15 protein-coding genes and 2 pseudogenes are annotated in these 17931 nt (G+C 69.9%); 6 read left to right on the top strand and 11 right to left on the bottom strand.

The genetic code is table 11. The features are described 5' to 3' along the window. Positions 1–239, top strand: a pseudogene (locus tag D7X74_RS26980) (hypothetical protein); the annotation flags it as partial. Between the two features lie 8 nt (positions 240–247). On the opposite strand, the gene serB reads toward D7X74_RS26980, so the two are convergent. Continuing rightward, complete coding sequence (gene serB / locus D7X74_RS26975) at positions 248–1453, bottom strand: phosphoserine phosphatase SerB (protein ID WP_120535879.1); 1206 nt, start codon at positions 1451–1453, stop codon at positions 248–250. A gap of 71 nt (positions 1454–1524) precedes the next feature. Further along, positions 1525–2373 (bottom strand): annotated as a pseudogene (locus tag D7X74_RS26970) (serine/threonine protein kinase); the annotation flags it as partial. Positions 2374–2569: 196 nt separating this feature from the next. Here D7X74_RS26970 and D7X74_RS26965 point away from each other — a divergent pair. Next, entirely contained in the window at positions 2570–3367 is a 798-nt protein-coding gene (locus D7X74_RS26965; RefSeq protein ID WP_233595834.1) for a hypothetical protein, read from the top strand. 17 nt (positions 3368–3384) lie between these two features. After that, positions 3385–4206 (top strand): hypothetical protein, encoded by an 822-nt coding sequence (locus D7X74_RS26960; RefSeq protein WP_120535877.1) that lies wholly within the window; start codon positions 3385–3387, stop codon positions 4204–4206. Positions 4207–4216: 10 nt separating this feature from the next. On the opposite strand, the gene D7X74_RS26955 is transcribed toward D7X74_RS26960, so the two are convergent. Together D7X74_RS26955 and D7X74_RS26950 are read right to left on the bottom strand one after the other, a co-directional pair. Next, the gene (locus tag D7X74_RS26955; protein WP_120535876.1) at positions 4217–5194 is read right to left on the bottom strand and encodes a 3-oxoacyl-ACP synthase III family protein; all 978 of its coding nucleotides are present in this window, start codon (positions 5192–5194) and stop codon (positions 4217–4219) included. A 6-nt stretch (positions 5195–5200) separates the two neighbouring features. After that, positions 5201–7117, bottom strand: a complete 1917-nt coding sequence (locus D7X74_RS26950) for a thiamine pyrophosphate-binding protein (protein WP_120535875.1) — start codon at positions 7115–7117, stop codon at positions 5201–5203. A 392-nt stretch (positions 7118–7509) separates the two neighbouring features. Here D7X74_RS26950 and D7X74_RS26945 point away from each other — a divergent pair, with 392 nt between their 5' ends. Both D7X74_RS26945 and D7X74_RS26940 read left to right on the top strand, forming a co-directional pair. After that, a complete protein-coding gene (locus D7X74_RS26945; protein WP_120535874.1) occupies positions 7510–7923 on the top strand; it encodes a hypothetical protein in 414 nt (137 codons plus the stop codon). A gap of 104 nt (positions 7924–8027) precedes the next feature. Beyond that, positions 8028–9854, top strand: coding sequence for a hypothetical protein (locus tag D7X74_RS26940; RefSeq protein WP_120535873.1), 1827 nt, complete (start codon positions 8028–8030; stop codon positions 9852–9854). 10 nt (positions 9855–9864) lie between these two features. Here the strand turns inward: D7X74_RS26940 and D7X74_RS26935 are convergent, their stop codons facing one another. The 7 genes from D7X74_RS26935 to D7X74_RS26905 form a co-directional block, all read right to left on the bottom strand. After that, positions 9865–10443, bottom strand: a complete 579-nt coding sequence (locus tag D7X74_RS26935; RefSeq protein ID WP_120535872.1) for a GNAT family N-acetyltransferase — start codon at positions 10441–10443, stop codon at positions 9865–9867. 75 nt (positions 10444–10518) lie between these two features. Then, positions 10519–11748: an ABC transporter permease gene (locus tag D7X74_RS26930; protein ID WP_120535871.1), complete on the bottom strand. Its 1230-nt coding sequence runs from the start codon at positions 11746–11748 to the stop codon at positions 10519–10521. A gap of 3 nt (positions 11749–11751) precedes the next feature. Continuing rightward, a complete protein-coding gene (locus D7X74_RS26925; RefSeq protein WP_120535880.1) occupies positions 11752–12912 on the bottom strand; it encodes an ABC transporter permease in 1161 nt (386 codons plus the stop codon). 74 nt (positions 12913–12986) lie between these two features. Further along, on the bottom strand, positions 12987–13745 hold the full coding sequence (locus D7X74_RS26920; protein ID WP_120535870.1) for an ABC transporter ATP-binding protein: 759 nt from the start codon (positions 13743–13745) through the stop codon (positions 12987–12989). Further along, a complete protein-coding gene (locus D7X74_RS26915) occupies positions 13742–15007 on the bottom strand; it encodes an efflux RND transporter periplasmic adaptor subunit (protein ID WP_120535869.1) in 1266 nt (421 codons plus the stop codon). The genes D7X74_RS26920 and D7X74_RS26915 overlap by 4 nt, the downstream gene beginning before the upstream one ends. After that, positions 15004–16329 (bottom strand): TolC family protein, encoded by a 1326-nt coding sequence (locus D7X74_RS26910; RefSeq protein WP_120535868.1) that lies wholly within the window; start codon positions 16327–16329, stop codon positions 15004–15006. The genes D7X74_RS26915 and D7X74_RS26910 overlap by 4 nt, the downstream gene beginning before the upstream one ends. Continuing rightward, positions 16326–16991, bottom strand: coding sequence for a YIP1 family protein (locus D7X74_RS26905; protein ID WP_341870440.1), 666 nt, complete (start codon positions 16989–16991; stop codon positions 16326–16328). The genes D7X74_RS26910 and D7X74_RS26905 overlap by 4 nt, the downstream gene beginning before the upstream one ends. A gap of 250 nt (positions 16992–17241) precedes the next feature. Between D7X74_RS26905 and D7X74_RS26900 the strand changes: the two genes are divergently transcribed. Next, positions 17242–17931, top strand: a 690-nt coding sequence (locus D7X74_RS26900; protein ID WP_304984932.1) for a Clp protease N-terminal domain-containing protein, incomplete at its 3' end; no start/stop codon positions are given.

Raw genomic sequence — 17931 nt, 5'->3', positions numbered from 1 at the left:
GGACCGCGGAGAGGGCCGCGCCGCCCGCCGCCGCGGGCTCCAGCGCCTCCGACATCCTGGATGAAATCCTCGCGGGCGGCTCGCCCACCTCCGAGTGGACGGAGGCGGACCTGCAGCGCCTGCAGACGGTGCAGCAGAACCAGGAGAAGAGCTCCAAAATCCTCCGTGCGCTGCTGGAGCTCGTCTTCGAGAAGGGCCAGGTGCAGCAGCGCGAACTGGCCGCGCGCATGCGCCTGTAGCGAAGGCGCTACGTCACCTCGCGCAGCTCGCGCGCGGTGAGGCCCAGCAGGTACAGGATGGTGTCCAGTCCGCCGGCGGAGATGGACGTGTCGGCGGCCTCGCGCAGCTTGGGCTTGGCGCGAAAGGCGATGCCCAGCCCTGCCTTCTCCAGCATCAGCAGGTCATTGGCCCCGTCCCCTACGGCAATGACCTGCTCCAGCAGGATGCCCTCCTGCTTCGCGAGCGTCTCCAGCAGCTCCGCCTTGCGGCGCGCGTTGACGATGGTCCCCACGGTGCGGCCGGTGAGCTTCCCGTCCTGGGCCTCCAGCATGTTGGAGTACGCGAAGTCGATGCCCAGGCGCGCCTGGAGCGCCTCGGCCGCCACGGAGAAGCCGCCGCTGATGACCGCGGTGCGGTAGCCCAGGCGCTTGAGCACGCGGATCAACGTCTCCGCGCCTTCGGTGAGCGGCAGGTTCGCCGCCAGCTCGCGCAGCACCTGGACGTCCAGCCCGGCGAGCAGCGCCACGCGCTGGCGCAGGGACTCGTCGTAGTCCATCTCCCCGTGCATCGCGCGCTCGGTGATGGCGGCCACCTTCGCGTGGACGCCGTGCGCCCGCGCCAGCTCGTCGATGACCTCGATGCGGATGAGCGTGGAGTCCATGTCCATCACCACCATCCGCTTGCCGCGCCGGTAGAGGCTCTCCCGCTGGAGGGCCACGTCGAACGTGGGGCTCTCCATGGACAGCGCCAGCAGCGCGCGCTTGAGCGAGGAAGGATCCGCGTCCGGAGGCAGCGTGACGTGCAGCTCCACCGACCCCAGCGGCGTCTCACTCAAGCGGGTGATGCGCTCCACGCGCGCGCCCTGCTCCGCCAGCCGCGCCGTCAGCGCGTGCACCTCCCGCGCGCCCAGCGTCTTGCCCACGCCGGTGACGACGTAGCGCAGCGGTTCGGGGCCCGGGGGCGTGGCGACGGGCGCCACCGCGCGGACATCCACCGTGACGCCCAGCTCGCGCGCCGCGAGGAGCAGCGCCTGCCACGGGTCCTGTCCTTCGGGAGCACTGGCGGAGGGGCGCACCAGCAGGGCCAGGGTGAGCAGGCCCTGCACCACCACCTGCTCCACGTCGAGCAGCTCCGCGCCTGCATCCGCGAGGAGTCCGGTGAAGCGGGAGGTGGTGTCGGGGCCGTCCCTTCCGGTGACGGTGAGGAGGACGGTGTCGGAGGGGCGCGCGGTCATGGGCGCGCCGGAGTCTGACAGTCCGTCCGGGGACGGGCGAGCCTCGCGTGGAGGCCCGCCTGCCCTTCAGGTCAGTCCTGCTGCGGGTCGGAGGAGATGATGAGCGAGCCGCGCTCCAGGTACTCGCGATCCGGGAAGGCCTTGTAGAAGTCCTCCAGCATCGCATCCACGTCCGGGTAGCGCTGCTCGCGCTTGTCCTGGGTGGCCTTGTCGAAGAGCTGATCCAGCCCGCTGGGCGCCTCCGGGTTCACCTCCGAGGGCAGCGGCGAGCGGCGACCGGGAATCTGCCCGGTGAACATCTCGTAGAGCAGGATGCCCAGGCCGTACACGTCCGCGGACGGACCCGGCTCCTTGCCAGCCCGGTTCATCAGCTCCGGCGCCATGTACACCATGCCGCCCATGCCCATGAACACCTGGGGCATGCCCTTCGTCGCGTCCACCTCCACCACGCGGCTCATGCCGAAGTCGGCGAGCTTCGCGTTGCCGTACGCGTCGAAGAGGACGTTCTCCGGCTTGAGGTTGTGGTGCGTGAGGCCCGCAGCGTGCGCGGCCCTCAGGCCGTACGCCAGCTGCAGGAACGTGCGCAGCGCGTGCGGCACGTCGATGCCCTTGCCGCCGCTGGACTCCAGCTTCTCCTTCAGGCTGCCGCGCATCAGCTCCACCACGAAGTACGGCCGGGTGGACTCCACGTTCTGGTCGACAATCTGCACCACGCCCGGGTGGCGCACCTGCGCCTGCGCGCACAGCTCCTTCTTCAGCCGCTTGAGGACCTCACCGCGCTGGAGGAAGGAGAAGTAGCCGAAGATGTCCTTCAGCTCCTTGATGCAGATGTCCAGGCCCAGGGCGTTGTAGCGACCCTTGAAGACCGTGCCCAACGGGCCCGTGCCGATGGGGTCGAACTTCTGGTAGCGCAGGTCCAGGTCGCTGGAGCCCTTCGCCACCGCGCCCGCTCGGAGTGGGAGAAGCTTCCCAGGTCGCAGCAGCGCAAGGCCGAGAAGGTATGTCAGAAGTACGAAGTAGACCTGAGTCTGTGAGCTGGACCCGCCCACGCGCGTGAACACAGCCGTGTTCGTGCGTGGGATGAGGGGGAGGAATCGCGTGAGAGTCGTCGTCGCAATGGCAGCGCTTTGCGCCGTGCTGGGCACCCTGCCCGCCCGTGCCGCGGCGCCCGTCGAGGCTGGCAAGGTGTTCGTGGGCCCGCAGGGGGAGCTGGTGGCGGTCGTGCCGCTCACGCCCCGCGAGCAGAAGAAGTTCCTCGTGCGCATCCAGGGCACCGGCTCCGTGCTGGACGGCCTGGTGCTCCCGTACACGATCAAGGACTGGAGCAGCGTCGGCACGTCGCGGCTGAGCTACACCACCCAGTGGCACGGCCGGAACTACTCGCCGTTCACCCTGGTGGGGCCGCGCGCGGAGCTGCACTTCCCCGGAGGCCCCGGCAACGGCATCGCCGTCCAGTACGACGAGGCGCGCTCCCAGAAGCTCAAGCCGGAGGAGGTCTACGCGCAGCACCAGCAGCAGACCCAGAGCGGCCAGCTCGCGAAGCTGATGGCCTTCGACCGCAAGGCCGAGGAAGCCGTCCACGACACCAGCTACGCCGAAGCCCTCCAGCAGATGAACACCGCCTGCGCCACGACCGTGGCGGGCACCATCGACTGGGCCACCGTCACCGAGCCCCTGCTCAAGGACGCGAACATCACCCGCTTCTGCGCCTTCCCGCTCAGCGCGCTGAAGGCCATGTGCGCCACGTCCGAGGAAGCCCGCCGCACGGTGAAGGCCCGCCTCCAGCGGATCGACTGCCGCTTCGGCGCGGGCCTGGAGCCGGGCCTGCAAGGAGACCGCTTCGTGTGGACCACGAACCCGGAGGCCTCCAACCAGGAGAAGGCCGCCACCCGTTACTTCAAGAAGCACCTCTAGCCCCGCGCCCGCACACCATGAACCTTCAACGCGTCCTCACCGTCGCGGTGCTCCTCGGTTCGAGCACCTCCGTCGCCGTCGAACCGCCCTGGGGCAAGGCGGAGAACCTGGGGCAGCGCATGCTCCTGGAAGCCACCTCCGTCTGCACCGACGGCAAGGGCCACTACGTCGTCGCCGTGCCCCGCGAGGAGACGGAAGACCTGGAGGAGCGGCTCTTCTACGGCGACGGCAAGGAGCTGCTCGTCGTGCCGCGTCCCCCGGGCTTCCTGCCCGGCACCCTGTTCATGGACCCGCGCTTCTTCAACCGCAACGGCACCCCGGACTACCAGGGCACGGACTTGCGCGTGCACTCGGAGGTGTCCGTGGACGCGAAGGAGCGCACCTGTTCGCTGCGCTGTGGCGAGCGGAAGGTGGCCCTGGAGATGCTGCCCGGCACGGCGGCGCGCGAGCTGCTGCGCAAGGCCACGTACGCACCCAACCCGCAGAAGTACGTCCCGCACGCGCTGCTGCGCGACTCGAACGGCACGTACTACTACGTGGACAAGGGCTTCACCGCCGAGGAGTCGCGCAACTTCCGGGTGTTCATCGGGCCGCGCGGCGACCTGAAGCCGCAGAAGATGACCAACGTGGTGGCGGACTCGGAGGGGGAGATCTTCACCACGAAGAAGGGCCAGCTGCGGCTCGTCATCGACCGCGCGCAGACGCCCGTGTGGATTGAAAACCCGCGCAAGGAGGTCACCCTGCGCAACGTGCCCGTGGAGCAGAACCTGCCGCTCATCTACAACGAGCTGGGCGTCTACACGGGCATCCGACTGGGCACGCCCTGCGACGACCAGTAGCGCCCACGCCTCAGACGCGCACCAGCACCGCCATCTGGTGCGCGCCGATGCCCAGGCCCACCATCACCAGGTACTTCGTGCGCAGCCGGTGGTGGAACCGCGCCAGCGTCACCGGGATGGACGCGTGCACCATGTTCCCGAAGTCCTCGAACGTGTCCACGTACTCGCGCGGACGGATGGCCTGGGCCCAGTGGTCCATCAGCTTGCGCGTCGCCTGATGCGAGATGAGCGTCACGTCGTCGCGTGACACGCCGTTCTTCGCCAGCAGTCGCTCCACCAGCCGGGGCGGACCGTTCATCCCCGACGACAGGAACGCCTTGATGCCGCCCGTGGGTGCCAGGCCATAGGTGGGGTAGCCGAGCCCCGACTCCGGACGCGCGCCCATCGTCATCGCGCCGTATTCGTCGCTGAAGGTGTCCGCCGCCCAGTCCACCAGCGTGAGCCCGCCTCCGGGCTCCGAGTGCCCCACCACCGCGGCCCCGGCGCCATCCCCGATGCCGATGGCGTGGCCCTGCGTGTAGTCCATGTTGCGCGTCCAGGCCGCGCCCACCGCCACCAGCGCGTACCGGATGGAGCCCGCGCGCAGCGCCTCCCACGCGAGCACCACGCCCATGAGGAAGTTGACGAAGTCCGCCTGCACCGGCACCACCAGCGCCCCCTGCCCCAGCCCCAATTCCTGGTGCACGGCGTAGAGCGCGTTGGGCGTGATGAACTCGGACACGGACACGTAGCCGTAGAGCCGGTCCACGTCCGAGGCCTTCAGCCCCGCGACCGAGAGCGCGGCCGCTCCCGCCTTCGCGGTGAGCGACGAGAGCGACTCCTCGGGCCCGAGCACCCGGCGCTCGCGGTTGCCGTAGAAGAGCGCGACCTCGCCGCCCCCTTCCGCGGCGGCACGGCGCAGCGGCTCGAAGAGCGGCTCATCGTTGCCGCGCACCCGGGCGGGCAGCGCGGCCCCCGCGCCCAGGAGCGCGAACGAAGCGGACGTCATGCGCTGCTACTTCCCGTCGGACGCCACCGCGGCGAAGCGGTCGCCGTACGGCGGCACCTCGCGGTAGTCGATGTGCGCGACGATGACCTGCGGCTGGCCCGACGCGTCCGCGCGGCGCAGCACCTCCGGCAGCATCGCGTCCAGCTGGCCGGGGCCGTCCACCGTGTAGACCTTCGCGCCCAGCGACTCCGCGAAGCGCTCCAGGTCCGGGTTGCCCAGGCTGTAGAACTCGTCCTCCAGCGGGTAGTCCCGGTCCTGCATGTGCTCGGCGTGGTTCACCATGCCCAGCGCGTTGTCGTTGAGGACGATGGTCACCGTGCCCACGCGGTAGCGCGAGGCCGTGAGCACCTCCACGCCGTTCATCAGGAACGCGCCGTCACCGACGACGGACACCGCCGCGCGCTCCGGCCGGCCAATCTTCCCGCCCACCACCGCGCCGCAGGACCAGCCCATCGACGTCAGACCCGTCGGGTAGAAGATCCGCGCCGGAGGAGACACATGCAGCAGGTGGGACGTCCAGCCCGTGCAGTTGCCGATGTCGATGTAGAGGTCCATCTCCGGGCTGAGGTGCCGGTCCAGCTCCGCCAGCAGCTGCTGCGGCTTGACCATGCCCTGCACCTGGGGCGCGCTCACGGCGGGCGCCGGCTCGTGCAGCGCCATCACCTGCGCCCAACGCTCCTGCACCCGCGCGCCGCTGGAGGGGCCAATCATCTGCCCCAGCTCCGCCAGCCCCGTCACCACCGAGCCCGCGTCCGCCACGATGGGCAGCCTCACCGGCAGCAGCTGGCCGATGTTCGCCGCCTCCACGTCCACCTGGATGACGTGGTGGATGGACTGGAAGTACTTGTGGAAGCTGCGGCTGGCCCACTCACCCAGGCGGCTGCCCAGCACCAGGAGCACGTCCACGCCTTCGCGCAGGTACGCCTCCACGCGCTTGCTGCCACCCAGGCCCACGACGCCCAGGCACAGGGACTCGCGCTCGGAGAACAGCCCCTTGCCGCGCAGGCTCGTGGTCACCGGGATGCCGTGCTGGGTGACGAACGCGTTGAACGCGTCGCCGTGCTCCTCCATCGCCGAGCGCGCCCCGGCGCCCAGGAGGATGAGCGGGCGGCGCGCGGTGCGCAGCATGGAGAAGGCGGCGCGCAGGTCCTCGAAGGGCGCCGCGGCCGGACGCGCGCGGAAGGCCCCGCGCGTGGTGGGCACCGTGGCGCGCTGGATGGGCTGGCGCGCCACGTTGGTGGGGATGCTCAGGTGCGTGGCGCCGCCGGGCAGACCCTGCGAGGTGCGCATCGCACGCTGCAGCAGGCGCGGCAGGCTCTGCGCGTCCACGACGGCGGCGGAGCTGGAGCAGGCCTGACGGAACATCTCCACCGTGTTCACGCCGTGCGTGCTGTTGCTCTCCTGCATCGCGAACAGACCGATGCGCTCCGTGGACACGTTGCCGCTGATGGTGAGCAGGGGCACGCCGTCCAGGTGCGCGGACGCCACGCCCGTCATCGCGTTGGTCGCGCCAGGGCCCGCCGTCACCATGCACACGCCCAGCTTGCCCGTGGCGCGCGCGTAGCCGTCCGCCATGAACGCCGCGCCACCCTCGTGCGCGGTGATGATGAAGCGCATGAAGCCGTGCTTGCGCAGCGCCTGCTGGAACGGGGCCAGGTTGCCGCCAGGGATGCCGAACACCGCATCCACCTCCTCGGCCTCCAGGTGCGCCAGGACGCAGTCGGCGACGGTCAGGTCCTCCACCGTCTTGAAGCCGCGGGCATTCGCATCCCCGTACATCGGGATGGGGTCACCGTGGCGCGCCTGCAGCCCGTCCACCGGCTCCGGTGACGGCGTGTCTTGACGGAGCACGTTGAGGGGCAGCTCCGACCGCAGCGCGGACGACGCGGTGAGCTGCAACTCAGCAAGCGAGGAGGTCGACATCGAAAGGCGTCTCCAAGGCCCCGGGTCCCATCCGACTCGAAATTCCACTTCGAGTCGCTGTCACCGAGTCGGGGAAACCCCCGGTGCACGCACAGTCTTGCGGGATTGCTGCAAAGATGCACCTACCTTCTAGCCGAGCAGTTGAGCAGTGTGAAGTAATTTTTCGTGGAAAGTTCGCTTGAGGCTGGATTCTCACACTTCGAGACACGTTGCCCTGTCCAACCCCGGACGTCTTACAGTTTTCACTTGGAGAACAGCTTTCGCGCGCGCGTACGGAAGTGTGCCGCGTCTGGATCCACGAACGCATGGGTTGCGCTAGGCTCCAGGGGCGCACGCGCCCTCGCTATTACAGAGGGGCACACGCGTCCGACGAATCCAACGTGGGGGTTGTCATGATCGAGAATCTGCGGACGGAGTACGGCTTCCGGATCAATGCACCTGGCTACATCCTGCTTCCCGAGATCACGGCCTGGTTCAACGACCTGCGCACGAAGGTCGCGGTGAAGAAGGGGCGTCCCTTCGGACTGATGGTGGACATCCGCAGCCAGCGGGCGAATCCGCCCGAAACCCAGGACGTCATCAAGCAGGCGATGGTCTGGCTGAAGCAGAACGGCATGGTGCGCTCGTCGGTGGTGCTCGACAGCACCGTGGCGCGCCTGATGATGGTGCGCATGTCGAAGCAGAGCGGCGTGTACGAGTGGGAGCGCTACATCGACGCGTCGAAGGATCCGGACTGGGAGCACAAGGCGATTGACTGGATCGTGAACGCGGTCGAGCCGTCGAAGGAAGAGGACGCAGCGGCCTGAAGTTGACCCAACCCCCAGGGTGATGGCGGTGCTGGCCCGGTCGGCCCACCGCCTCCCCTCACGGGTTGGGGCTTGTTTCTCCCTGATTCCAAAAAGCCCCCCCAATGAACCCCGGGTCCCAGCGGACGCCGCGCTGGCTGCGGCGTTGCCTCATCGTCGTCCTGGGGCTCGTGTGCGTGCGTTGCGCTTCCACGGAGCGTCCGCGTGAGGCCTCGCGCCCACGGGCCGCCGAGGCCGTGTCGCAGTCCCCTGCCCTTCCCCGGCGCGTGTTGCGGGTGCGCGTGTACGCGGACGCGGATCACCGCGCGCAGGTGCTTCATTGGGAGCGCGCCTTCGCGGCCGGGCTCCAGCGCGCGAGCGAGGCGGTGCGTGAGCCGCTGCGGGTGACGTTCGCGCTGGAATCCGCGCGGGCGTGGGACCGGCGAGGCTCCGAGGGTCCGCTGGAGCCCATGCTCGGTGCGCTGGAGGCCTTGGACGCGGGCGAGGACGTGGACCTCGTCGTCGGATTGGTGTCCGCGCCGCCGGCCTTCAGTGAGTCGCAGCATGAGCTGGGCTTCGCGCGCGTGCTGGGACGTCACTGCGTGCTGCGGGCCCTCAATGCCACCGTGCAGGGGGAGGCGCGTCGGCACCTGGAGGTTTCGGCCCTGTTGCATGAGTGGGCCCATACGTTGGGTGCGCTTCACGTGCGCGAGCCGCGCGGTTGGATGTCATCGAAGTACGGCGCGGCCTGGACGGGCTTCGATGCCCGGACGCTCGCGCTGCTCGACGCGGGCTTGCGCCACCTGCCCCGGGCCCGCGTGGAGCTGGAGCCGCAGCGAGCGTGGGCGCGCGAGCTGAAGACGGTGTTGGACACCCTGCGCGGACCGGCCTGGGAAGGGCCTGAGCGCGACTTCCTCCTCGCGTGGACCGAACGGGTCCGCTCGGCCAGCGTGGTGCTGGGGCCGGAGGGCACGCCGCGCGCATTGACGCCGGAGGAACGCCAGCGACTCGCGGAGGTCATCGCGCTGGAGAAGGCGGGCCGTCCAGAGGTGGCCGCCGAGGCCCTGGAGCCGCTGGCCGTCCGGCATCCCCAGGATGAGCGCGTGCAATTGCTGGCGTGCTACCTCGCGGTGCATCTCACGCCGGCACTGGCCGCCACGCGTGAGCGCTGTGAGCGGGCCATCGCGCGGTTTCCCGGGGAGCCCTCGCTGCGCATGAACGTCGCGCTCCTGCACCTGCACGCGGGCCGGTTCGGCGCGGCCCAGGACAGCCTGCTGGCGGCCCGGCGGAACCTGGAGGCCCGCGCCGACTCGGAGCCCGCGCTGTGGGCGGATCTCGCGGGACTCTTCCTGCGCGCCCACTGCCTGACGTGGGCGGAAGAGGCCGCGGCCCGGGCGCCGGGATTGGCCGCTTCGGCCACGGTGCTCGAACAGGCGACCCGGATGCGACGACAGGTGGCGCTGCCCGCGCGACCCGACGCGAGCACCGGAACGCGCACACCTTCCGCGTCCATGCCCCAGATGGAGCCCGCGCGTGAAGGCGCCCTGGTGCGAGAGGTCTTCGACATCGAGGCCCTGCTGCACGCGGGCTCATCCGGAACCGCGCGGGAGCGCATCACCGCGCTCGCCCAGGCGTTTCCACAGAGCCCTTCCGTCGCGCTGGTGCAGTGCGAGCTGCACCTGCTCAAGGGACGCCTCGCGCCCGCGCGCGCTGCCTGTGAGCGCGTGCTCGCCGCGCGGGAGGACGCCGTGCAGGCCCACCTGTTGCTCGGCGTGCTGGCGACGAACACCCGGGCACACGCCAGGGCACGGGCGCACCTGGAGCGGGTCATCGCCCTGGAGCCTTCACGCACCGAAGCCTGGCACCTGCTCGCCCGCGAATACCGGGGCACGAAGCAGCTTGGCCCCCTCAAGGCCCGCTACCGGGAGCAGTTCGCGCGCGACCTGCCGTGAATCGCGCCTTCTACTTCGCGACGGCTTCGCGCCACTCCGTCTCGAGCATCGACAGCATGATCATGTCGACGAACCCATCCCCCGTACCGGAGGGCCGGTAGCCTCGCAACACGCCTTCCTGACGGAAGCCCCCGCGCGTCAGCACCCGCAGCGAGGCCGGATTCTCCACCGACACCAGGGCCTCCATGCGGTGCAGGCCCATCTGCTCGAAGCCGAAGCGCACCAGGCCGGGCAGGATGGCCTTCATCACGCCCTGCCCCCACAGCTTGCGCGCCACCATGTAGCCCACCTCCGCGCGCCGGTCCTTCACGCTCCAGTTGAAGAGCGTCAGGTAGCCCAGCGCCGACGTGTCCTCCTGGGAAGACAGCACCCAGCGGAAGCTCTCCCCCCGGCGCATCACCTCCAGGTCGACCGCCAGCTTCGTGCGGATGGTTTCCGGACGCACGGGCACCGCGAAGTTGAGGCTCCGCGCGACCTCCTCGTCCGAGTACAGCGAGATGATCCCATCCGCGTCCGCCATCGAGAGCGGGCGCAGCAGGAAGGGCGCGGGGACTTCGGGCAGCGACAGCGTGGCGGAGGAAGAGGACATGCGTGAATCACCCGTACGGAGAAGACCGCGGCACGCTACCGGTCGAGGACGGGGACCGCCATCCCATCCCGTCCCCTACTCCGTGCGCATCGCCTCCACCGGGTCCAGCTTCGCCGCGCGGGACGCCGGGTAGATGCCGAACAGCAGCCCCACCCCGCAACTCATGCCCAGGGACAGCGCCACGGCCCACGCGGGCACGTTCATGGGGAACAGCAGCACCCACTTGCCCAGGAACACGAACCCGAAGCCCAGCCCCACGCCCAGCAGCCCGCCGAAGAGCGACAGCAGCACCGCCTCCGTGGCGAACTGGCCCAGGATGCGGCGTCGGCGCGCGCCCAGCGCCTTGCGGATGCCAATCTCCCGCGTCCGCTCCGTCACCGACATCAGCATGATGTTCAGGATGCCGATGCCACCCACCACCAGCGACAGCAGGCACACGCCCACGCCCGCCAGCGCGATGACCTGGGAGAGTTCGTTGAAGGAGGCCGTCATCGACTCGTTGGTGTGCACCTCGAAGTCGTTGGCCTCCTGGGGCGTCAGCTCGCGGCGGCGGCGCAGCAGGTTCACCACCTCGTCCTGCGCCTTCTGGAACACCGCGCCGTCACGCGCCTGGATGTCGATCTCCACCGAGCGGTGCTTGCCGTAGAGCTGCTGGAAGCTGCGCATCGGGATGGCCACCTGGTTGTCCTGGCTGGCCATGCCCATGACGCTGCCGCGCTTCTGCAACACGCCAATCACGCGGTAGGGCCGGCCCTTCAACCGCACATCGGAGCCCACCGGATCCATGCCCGGGAACAGCGCATCCGCCACGTCCACGCCAATGACCATCACCGGGCGGCCGTCCAGCGACTCCGTCTCGTTGAAGAAGCGACCGTTGGTGACGGTGACGCCGCTGGTCGCCAGGTACGTGGGCTCCGTGCCCAGGATGCTCACCGACGGGTGCGTCTCACGGAAGGCCGTCGCCAGCTTCTTGCCCCACTCCATGTCGGTGGGCGTGGCCGCGCCCACGGAGGGACACGCCTCCAGGATGGCCTTCACGTCCTCGCCGTAGATGTCCTTGCGCTTGGCGTACTTCGCCCAGTTGATGCGGCCGAAGCCCGTGGGCCACTTCGTCACCTCGAAGGTGTGCGCGCCCAGGCTGCCCAGGTTCTTGTTCACCTGTTCGCGCAGCCCTTCGATGAGCGCCATCATCGTGATGACCGTGGCCACGCCGATGACGATGCCCAGCAGCGTCAACAACGAGCGCAGCGGGTTGCCCAGGAACGTGCCCAGCGCCAGCCGCAGGTTGTCCAGGAACGCGCGCATCGCCTATTCGTAGCGGAGCGCTTCCACCGGGTCCAGCCGCGCGGCCCGCGCGGCCGGCCAGATGCCGAACAGCAGGCCCACCAGCGCCGCGAACGCCACCCCGCCCAGCACCGTGCTCGGCCGCACGTCCGCCGCCAGCGGTGTCACCAGCGACACGAGCTTCGCCGTCCCCAGCCCCACCGTCGTGCCCAGGAGGCCTCCCACCGCGGACACGCTGGACGCCTCCATCAGGAACTGGATGACGATGGTGCGCTGCCGCGCCCCCAGCGCCCGCCGGACGCCGATCTCCCGCGTCCGCTCGCGCACCGACACCAGCATGATGTTCATGATGCCGATACCGCCTACCAGCAGGGTGATGAGCCCCACGCCGGTGGCCACCGCGTAGAGCGCCCCGGTAAGCTGCTCATAGGTGGCCGCGAGCGTGTCCGGCCGGTTGATGGAGAAGTCGTCCGGCACACCTGGCGGCGTCGCGCGCACGCGCCGCAGGATGCCGACGAGCTGGTCCTCCGCCTTGTGGATCTGCCCCGCGTCCGCCACGGCGATGGCGATCTGCATGGGCCGCCCCTTGCCGAAGCTGGAGTTGAACGTCTTGAAGGGCATGTACACGGACAGGTCCATGTTCTCCGACACGACCTTGCCCTTGCGCCCCAGCGTGCCCACCACCTGGAAGGGCTTCCCGTCGATGCGCACCGTCTGCCCCAGCGGGCTGATGCTGGGAAAGAGCGTGGCCGCCACCTCCGCGCCGAGCACCGTCACCGGCCGGTTCACCTCTTCGTCCGCGCGGGTGAGGAAACGGCCCGACACCACCTCATAGTTGCCGATGGTGAGGTAGTCGCTCCACACGCCGTTGACGCGCACGTTGGAGACCTGCTGCGCGCCGTGCGCCACGTCCGACGTGCGAATCACCGCCGGGGAGATGGCGGTGATGAAGTCCGCCTGCTGGCGCACCTGCGCCACCTGCTCCAGCGTGAGGTTCTTGCGGTTGCGGAACACCCACCAGTTGCCCTTGATCATCCAGGGGAACTTGGAGACGTAGATGGTGTTCGCGCCCAGCGTGGCCAGCTGCTTGTCGAACGACGTGTTGAGCCCCTGGATGATGCCGACGATGGCCAGCAGCGTCGCCACGCCGATGCCGATGCCCAGCGTCGTGAGCACCGTGCGCATCCGGTTCGCGCGGAGGGAGAACACCGCGATGCGGGCCCCCTCCAGCACGTCCACCCGGAAGCCCTGGCTGAACTTCACGCGTGGCCCGCCTGGGGCAACACGCCCGTGCCACCCAGCGCGACCACCGGGCCGGGACCGTCCGCGATGATCTCACCGTCGCTCAGGCGGATGGCCCGGGGACAGCGCGCGGCCAGCTTGGGCTCGTGCGTGACGAGCACCAACGTGTGGCCCGCCTGGTGGAGCTGCTCGAAGAGCCTGACGATCTCCTCGCCGGTGGCCGAGTCCAGGTTGCCCGTGGGCTCGTCGGCCAGGAGCATGGACGGCTCCGACACCAGCGCCCGCGCGATGGCCACGCGCTGACGCTGACCGCCCGACAGCTCGTTGGGCCGGTGGTGCATGCGGTGCGTGAGCTGCACCTTGTCGAGCGCCGCCCTCGCCCGCTCCCGTCGCTCCTTCGCGGGCATGCCCCGGTACACGAGCGGCAGCTCCACGTTGGCGAGCGCCGTCTCCCGGGGCAGCAGTTGGAACGTCTGGAAGATGAAGCCGATCTCCACGTTGCGGATGACGGCCAGGTCGTCGTCGTCCATGCGCGACACGTCCTTGCCGTTGAGCATGTAGCGACCGCTGGTGGGCGTATCCAGGCAGCCCAGCACGTTCATCAGCGTGCTCTTGCCGGAGCCCGACTGGCCGATGATGGCCACCCATTCGCCCCGGTTGATGCCGAAGGTCACGCCGCGCAGCGCGCGCACCTCCTCGCCACCCACGAAGAAGGCGCGCGTGAGCGCCTCCACGAGGATGAGGGGGCCGCTGCCCGGAGCATTGGGGGTCGTCACGACTTGCGCCCGCCCTTCCCGTCGCCGGCGGGCACTTCCGGTTCACGCACCGCGTCCCCGTTCGCCAGCTCCTTGGACAGCGTGCGGTAGGGGCCTTCCACCACGCGGTCCCCCACCTGGAGTCCCTCCAGGACCTCCAGCTCCGTGTCGGAGGCGATGCCGGTGCGCACGCGGCGCACCTGGGCCTTGTTCTCCCCGTCCACCACGAAGACGACCTTGGCCAGGGTCTCCGTGCGGCGCTTGGCGGTGAGGCCGCCGCCCTCCACCGGAGGCTGGTAGTCCGGCAGCGAGCGCTCGGAGCGCACCGTGACGGCCTGGATGGGCACGAGCACCGCGTCCTCGTGCGTCTCCGCGCTGATGCGCGCCTCGGCGCTCATGCCGGGCAGCACGCCGGGAGGCCGCGCGTCCAGGGCGACGGTGATGGGGAAGCTGGTCACCTCCGCCTCCGTGCCCGGGTTCTTGATGAGCGCCTTCTGGGCGATCTCCACCACGGTGCCGTTGAAGGACTGGCCCTCCAGCGCGTCCAGCGTCACCTCCGCGGGCTGGCCGTACTTCAGGTGCACCACCTCGTGCTCACCCACCTCGAACTTCACCTCCATCTGGTTGAGCGCGGCGATGGTCATCACCACGTCCTCGGAGAAGTCGGAGCCACGCACGCGCTCACCCACCTCGCGCGACAGCTCGATGACGTTGCCGTCGATGGGCGACAGCAGCGTGGTGCGCGACAGGTCCGTGGCGGCCTGGTCCAGCACGGCGCTGCTCTGGGCCACGCGCTGCTTGGCGGCGGTGAGGCGCGCCTGGGCGGTGTCCACCTGCGCCTGGCTGATCTCCACCTCCGACGTGGAAGCGAGCCCCTTGTCCGCGAGCCCCTTCACGCGGGCGAGCTCCGCGCTCTGCCGCGCGACGTCCACTTCCGACACCTGCACCTCCGAGCGGGCCGCGTCCTTGGAGGCCGTGGCCTGCTTCACGGCCGCCTCGTAGTAGCGCTTGTCGATGCGCCCCAGGACCTGCCCCTTGGTGACGGGGTCGCCGTCCTTCACCTGCAGGGCCACGAGGTCCCCGGACAGGTTGGAGGAGATCTTCACCGTGGTGGCCGCCTGCACCTTGCCCGCGCCCGTGATGGTGCGGGTGATGGTGCCCTTGCGGGCCTTCGCCACCTGGACTTCCTGCGTCGGGGGCGGCCGATCACGCAGACCGCCCACGGTGATGGCCGCCGCGCCGAGCAACAGCGCGCCGGCGATTGCCGCCTTCCACCACGTCATTGTGAGTCTCCCGGGTTCAGCGTGCCCGTGGCCCGAATCAGGGCATAGCGGGCGATTTCGACATCGATGCGGCTCTGGAGCAAGACCAGCTCCGATTGCGTCAGTTTCAGCTGCGCGTCACGGACTTCCAGCGTGGAGCCGGCCCCGGCGCGGAAGCGCTCCTCCGCCAGCAGCAGGCCCTGGGCGGCGGCCGCGCGGTTGGTGGTCGCGAGCTTCGAGGAGGCGATCTGTCCGTCCAGCACCTGGTGCGCCCGGCGCACCTCCGCCTCCAGCTCCCGCGCCGTCTGGGCGAACGTCAGCTCCGCCTTGCGGATGTTGGCCTGGGCCCGCGCGGACTGGGCGTCGGTGACGAAACCGTTGAACAGGTCCCACGTCAGGGTGATGCCGCCGTTGAAGGTGTTGCCGAGGCGCGCCTCGCTGAAGAACGGCCCCAGGTCCTGGCTGGTGTGCGCGTACTGGGCGGACAGGCCCACCCGGGGGATGTAGTCACCCTGGACGATGGCGCGCTGGAGTTCCGCCACGCGCACGCGCTGGACAAGGGCGCGCAAGAGGGCGCGGTGTTCGCGGGCCTGCTTGAGGGAGTCCTCCAGCGGGGGCGCGGGCGCCGGCTCCGTCTGGAACACACCGGGGTCCACGGCCTGGAGGAGTTCGGTGCCGGGGCGGGCCAGCCACACGGCCAGCTGCACCTGGTCCGCCACGAGCTGGTTCTGGCGCTGCACGACGTTGATGCGGTCGTTGCCCAGGTTGACCTCCGCGGCGATCTCCTCTGTCTTGCCCACGCGGCCCGCCAGGAACAGGGCGCGCGCGCGCTCCAGTTGCTCCTCGCTGCGCGTCGCGGTGGCCTTGAGCACCTCCAGGTTCGCCTGCGACAGGTAGAGCGAGAAGAAGCGGCGGATGGCCTCCAGCTCGGAGGTGTCCGCTTCCTCGATGGACTGGTTCTGGACGGCGTCCACGTTGACGCCCGCCTGCTCCAACTGCTTCCAGAGGCCGCGGTTGAAGATGACCTGCGACAGGCCCAGCGACGCGAAGTAGCTGTCGGCGGTGTTGGAGCTGCTCTCCACCTCGCGCGTGAGGACCTCCGTATCGGAGATGGGGATGGTCACCACCTGCCGGCGCCGGCCCAGGTAGTTGAGGCTGGGACCCACGTTGAACTGCACCTGGGGCAGCAGGCTGGAACGGGCGACGCGCTCATCCTGTTGCGCCACGGCCACGTCCAACTGCGCCTGCAGGGCCTGGGTGTTCTTGCGGCCCAGGGCGCGCGTCTCTTCCAGCGTGATGGGCGTGGCGGCGAGCAGCGCCGTGACGACGAGGAGCGCGTTCACTTGCCACCGCCCGCGGGAAGACCGATGAAGAAGATACCGGCGTACATGACGTAGAGCACCAGCGCGAGCACCAGCGACCGACCCAGCCGCATCCCGGTGGCGGTGGAGAAACCCACGCCCAGCAGGCCCACGCTCCAGAGGTTGAAGAAGTCCACCCCGCGCAGCACCCGCTCCATCTTCGGCGTCAGGCCCCCGAGCAGGGAGAGGTTGGACGGCACGAGCCGGGCGGCGCGCAAATCCGTGAGGGAGTACTGGAAGCTCGCGCACACCGCGTAGATGAGGTGGTAGAGCGCGATGGGCAGCAGGGCCACCGCGGCCGCCGCCATCAACTGGCCGAAGGACGCGGGCCGGTTGAAGAGCCAGGCGCACACCCACAGGATGCACGCGAGCAGCAACACCGACAGGGGCATCACGATCAGGCCCTTGGCGATGCCGCCCACCAGCGCCTTGCGCGAGGCGGTCTGGATCTGCTCGGCGATGTCGGACTCGGACACCGCGGGCGCGCCCACCTCCGTCGGGAGGGCGCCCACGATGGACGCGGTCGCGTCCCAGCGCAGCGCGTACGCGACACCGGAGGCGGCGACGCACAAGGCGAGGAGGATGAGGGGCCACAGCCAGCGGCGGCCTTCGACGGCGGAGCGCGTGCCCTCGAGGGGATCCACGAAGACGCGCGCCGGTTGTACAAGGGAGGTCATAGGGATGGGGTCTCTGGGCGGATTACGCAGCCCTCCCGGAGTGATTGCCCGGTCCCTTGAATTGAGTCGGGAAACGGGCAGGCAGCCAATCGAATTCCGTCAGCGGGCCAAGGTTCTACCGCGCCTTGCATCCATCCTGTAGCGGTCTGTAGCCTAAATTTTGCGGCGGGGGCCCGGACGGTGTATTCCGCTCGGCTGCACGCTTGCCGGAGCATGAATGGTCGACAGCACGGATCTCGCCCAGGTTCTTCATGAGGCGCAGGACATCGCTCGCAGCGTCGCCCAGAAGCCCACGTCGGCCCACGTGCTGCTCGCGCTCTTCACGGTGGAGAACCGCGCCCAGCTCCTCCTGAAGGAGAAGGGGGTGGACGAGGACGCGCTGCTGCAGCTCATCACGGAGGCGCCCGCGGAGACGGGCAGCGTCGTGAACGAGCTGACCACGCGCGCGCGGGAGCTGGCCAGCAACTCGCGCTCGGGCGAGGCGGACTGCCTGCACCTGCTCATCGCCATCATCCGCAAGCGCTGCGCGGCGTCGGACCTGCTGGCGCGCACGGGCATCGACCTCATCTCCCTGTCGAACACGGCGCTGTCCTACTCCACGAGCGGAGGCCCGCCGCGCCGGCTCCAGCCCGGCTATGGCCAGGCGGTGACCACCCGCGCGCCGGTGAGCCGCCCGGTGGGCGCGCCTCCCTCGCCCCTGCCCTTCTCCACCCTGGCCCTGAGCGTGCCGCGCCCGGCCCCGGTGATGACGCCTCCTGTCACGGTGCCGCCGCCAGCCCCGCGCATGACGCCCGCGCTGTCGCCGCGCGACCTCATCGACGTGGACGAGGACGACTCCGCGCTGAACGCCCAGGCCGAGCCGGCCGTCCCGCCGATGCCGCGCATGGCGCCGCCCGCCCCCGTGGCC

Source organism: Corallococcus sp. CA047B (assembly GCF_003612065.1).
GTDB lineage: Bacteria > Myxococcota > Myxococcia > Myxococcales > Myxococcaceae > Corallococcus > Corallococcus praedator.
The sequence above is the reverse complement of the archived record's forward strand: the minus strand, read 5'-3'. Positions and strand labels throughout refer to the sequence as shown.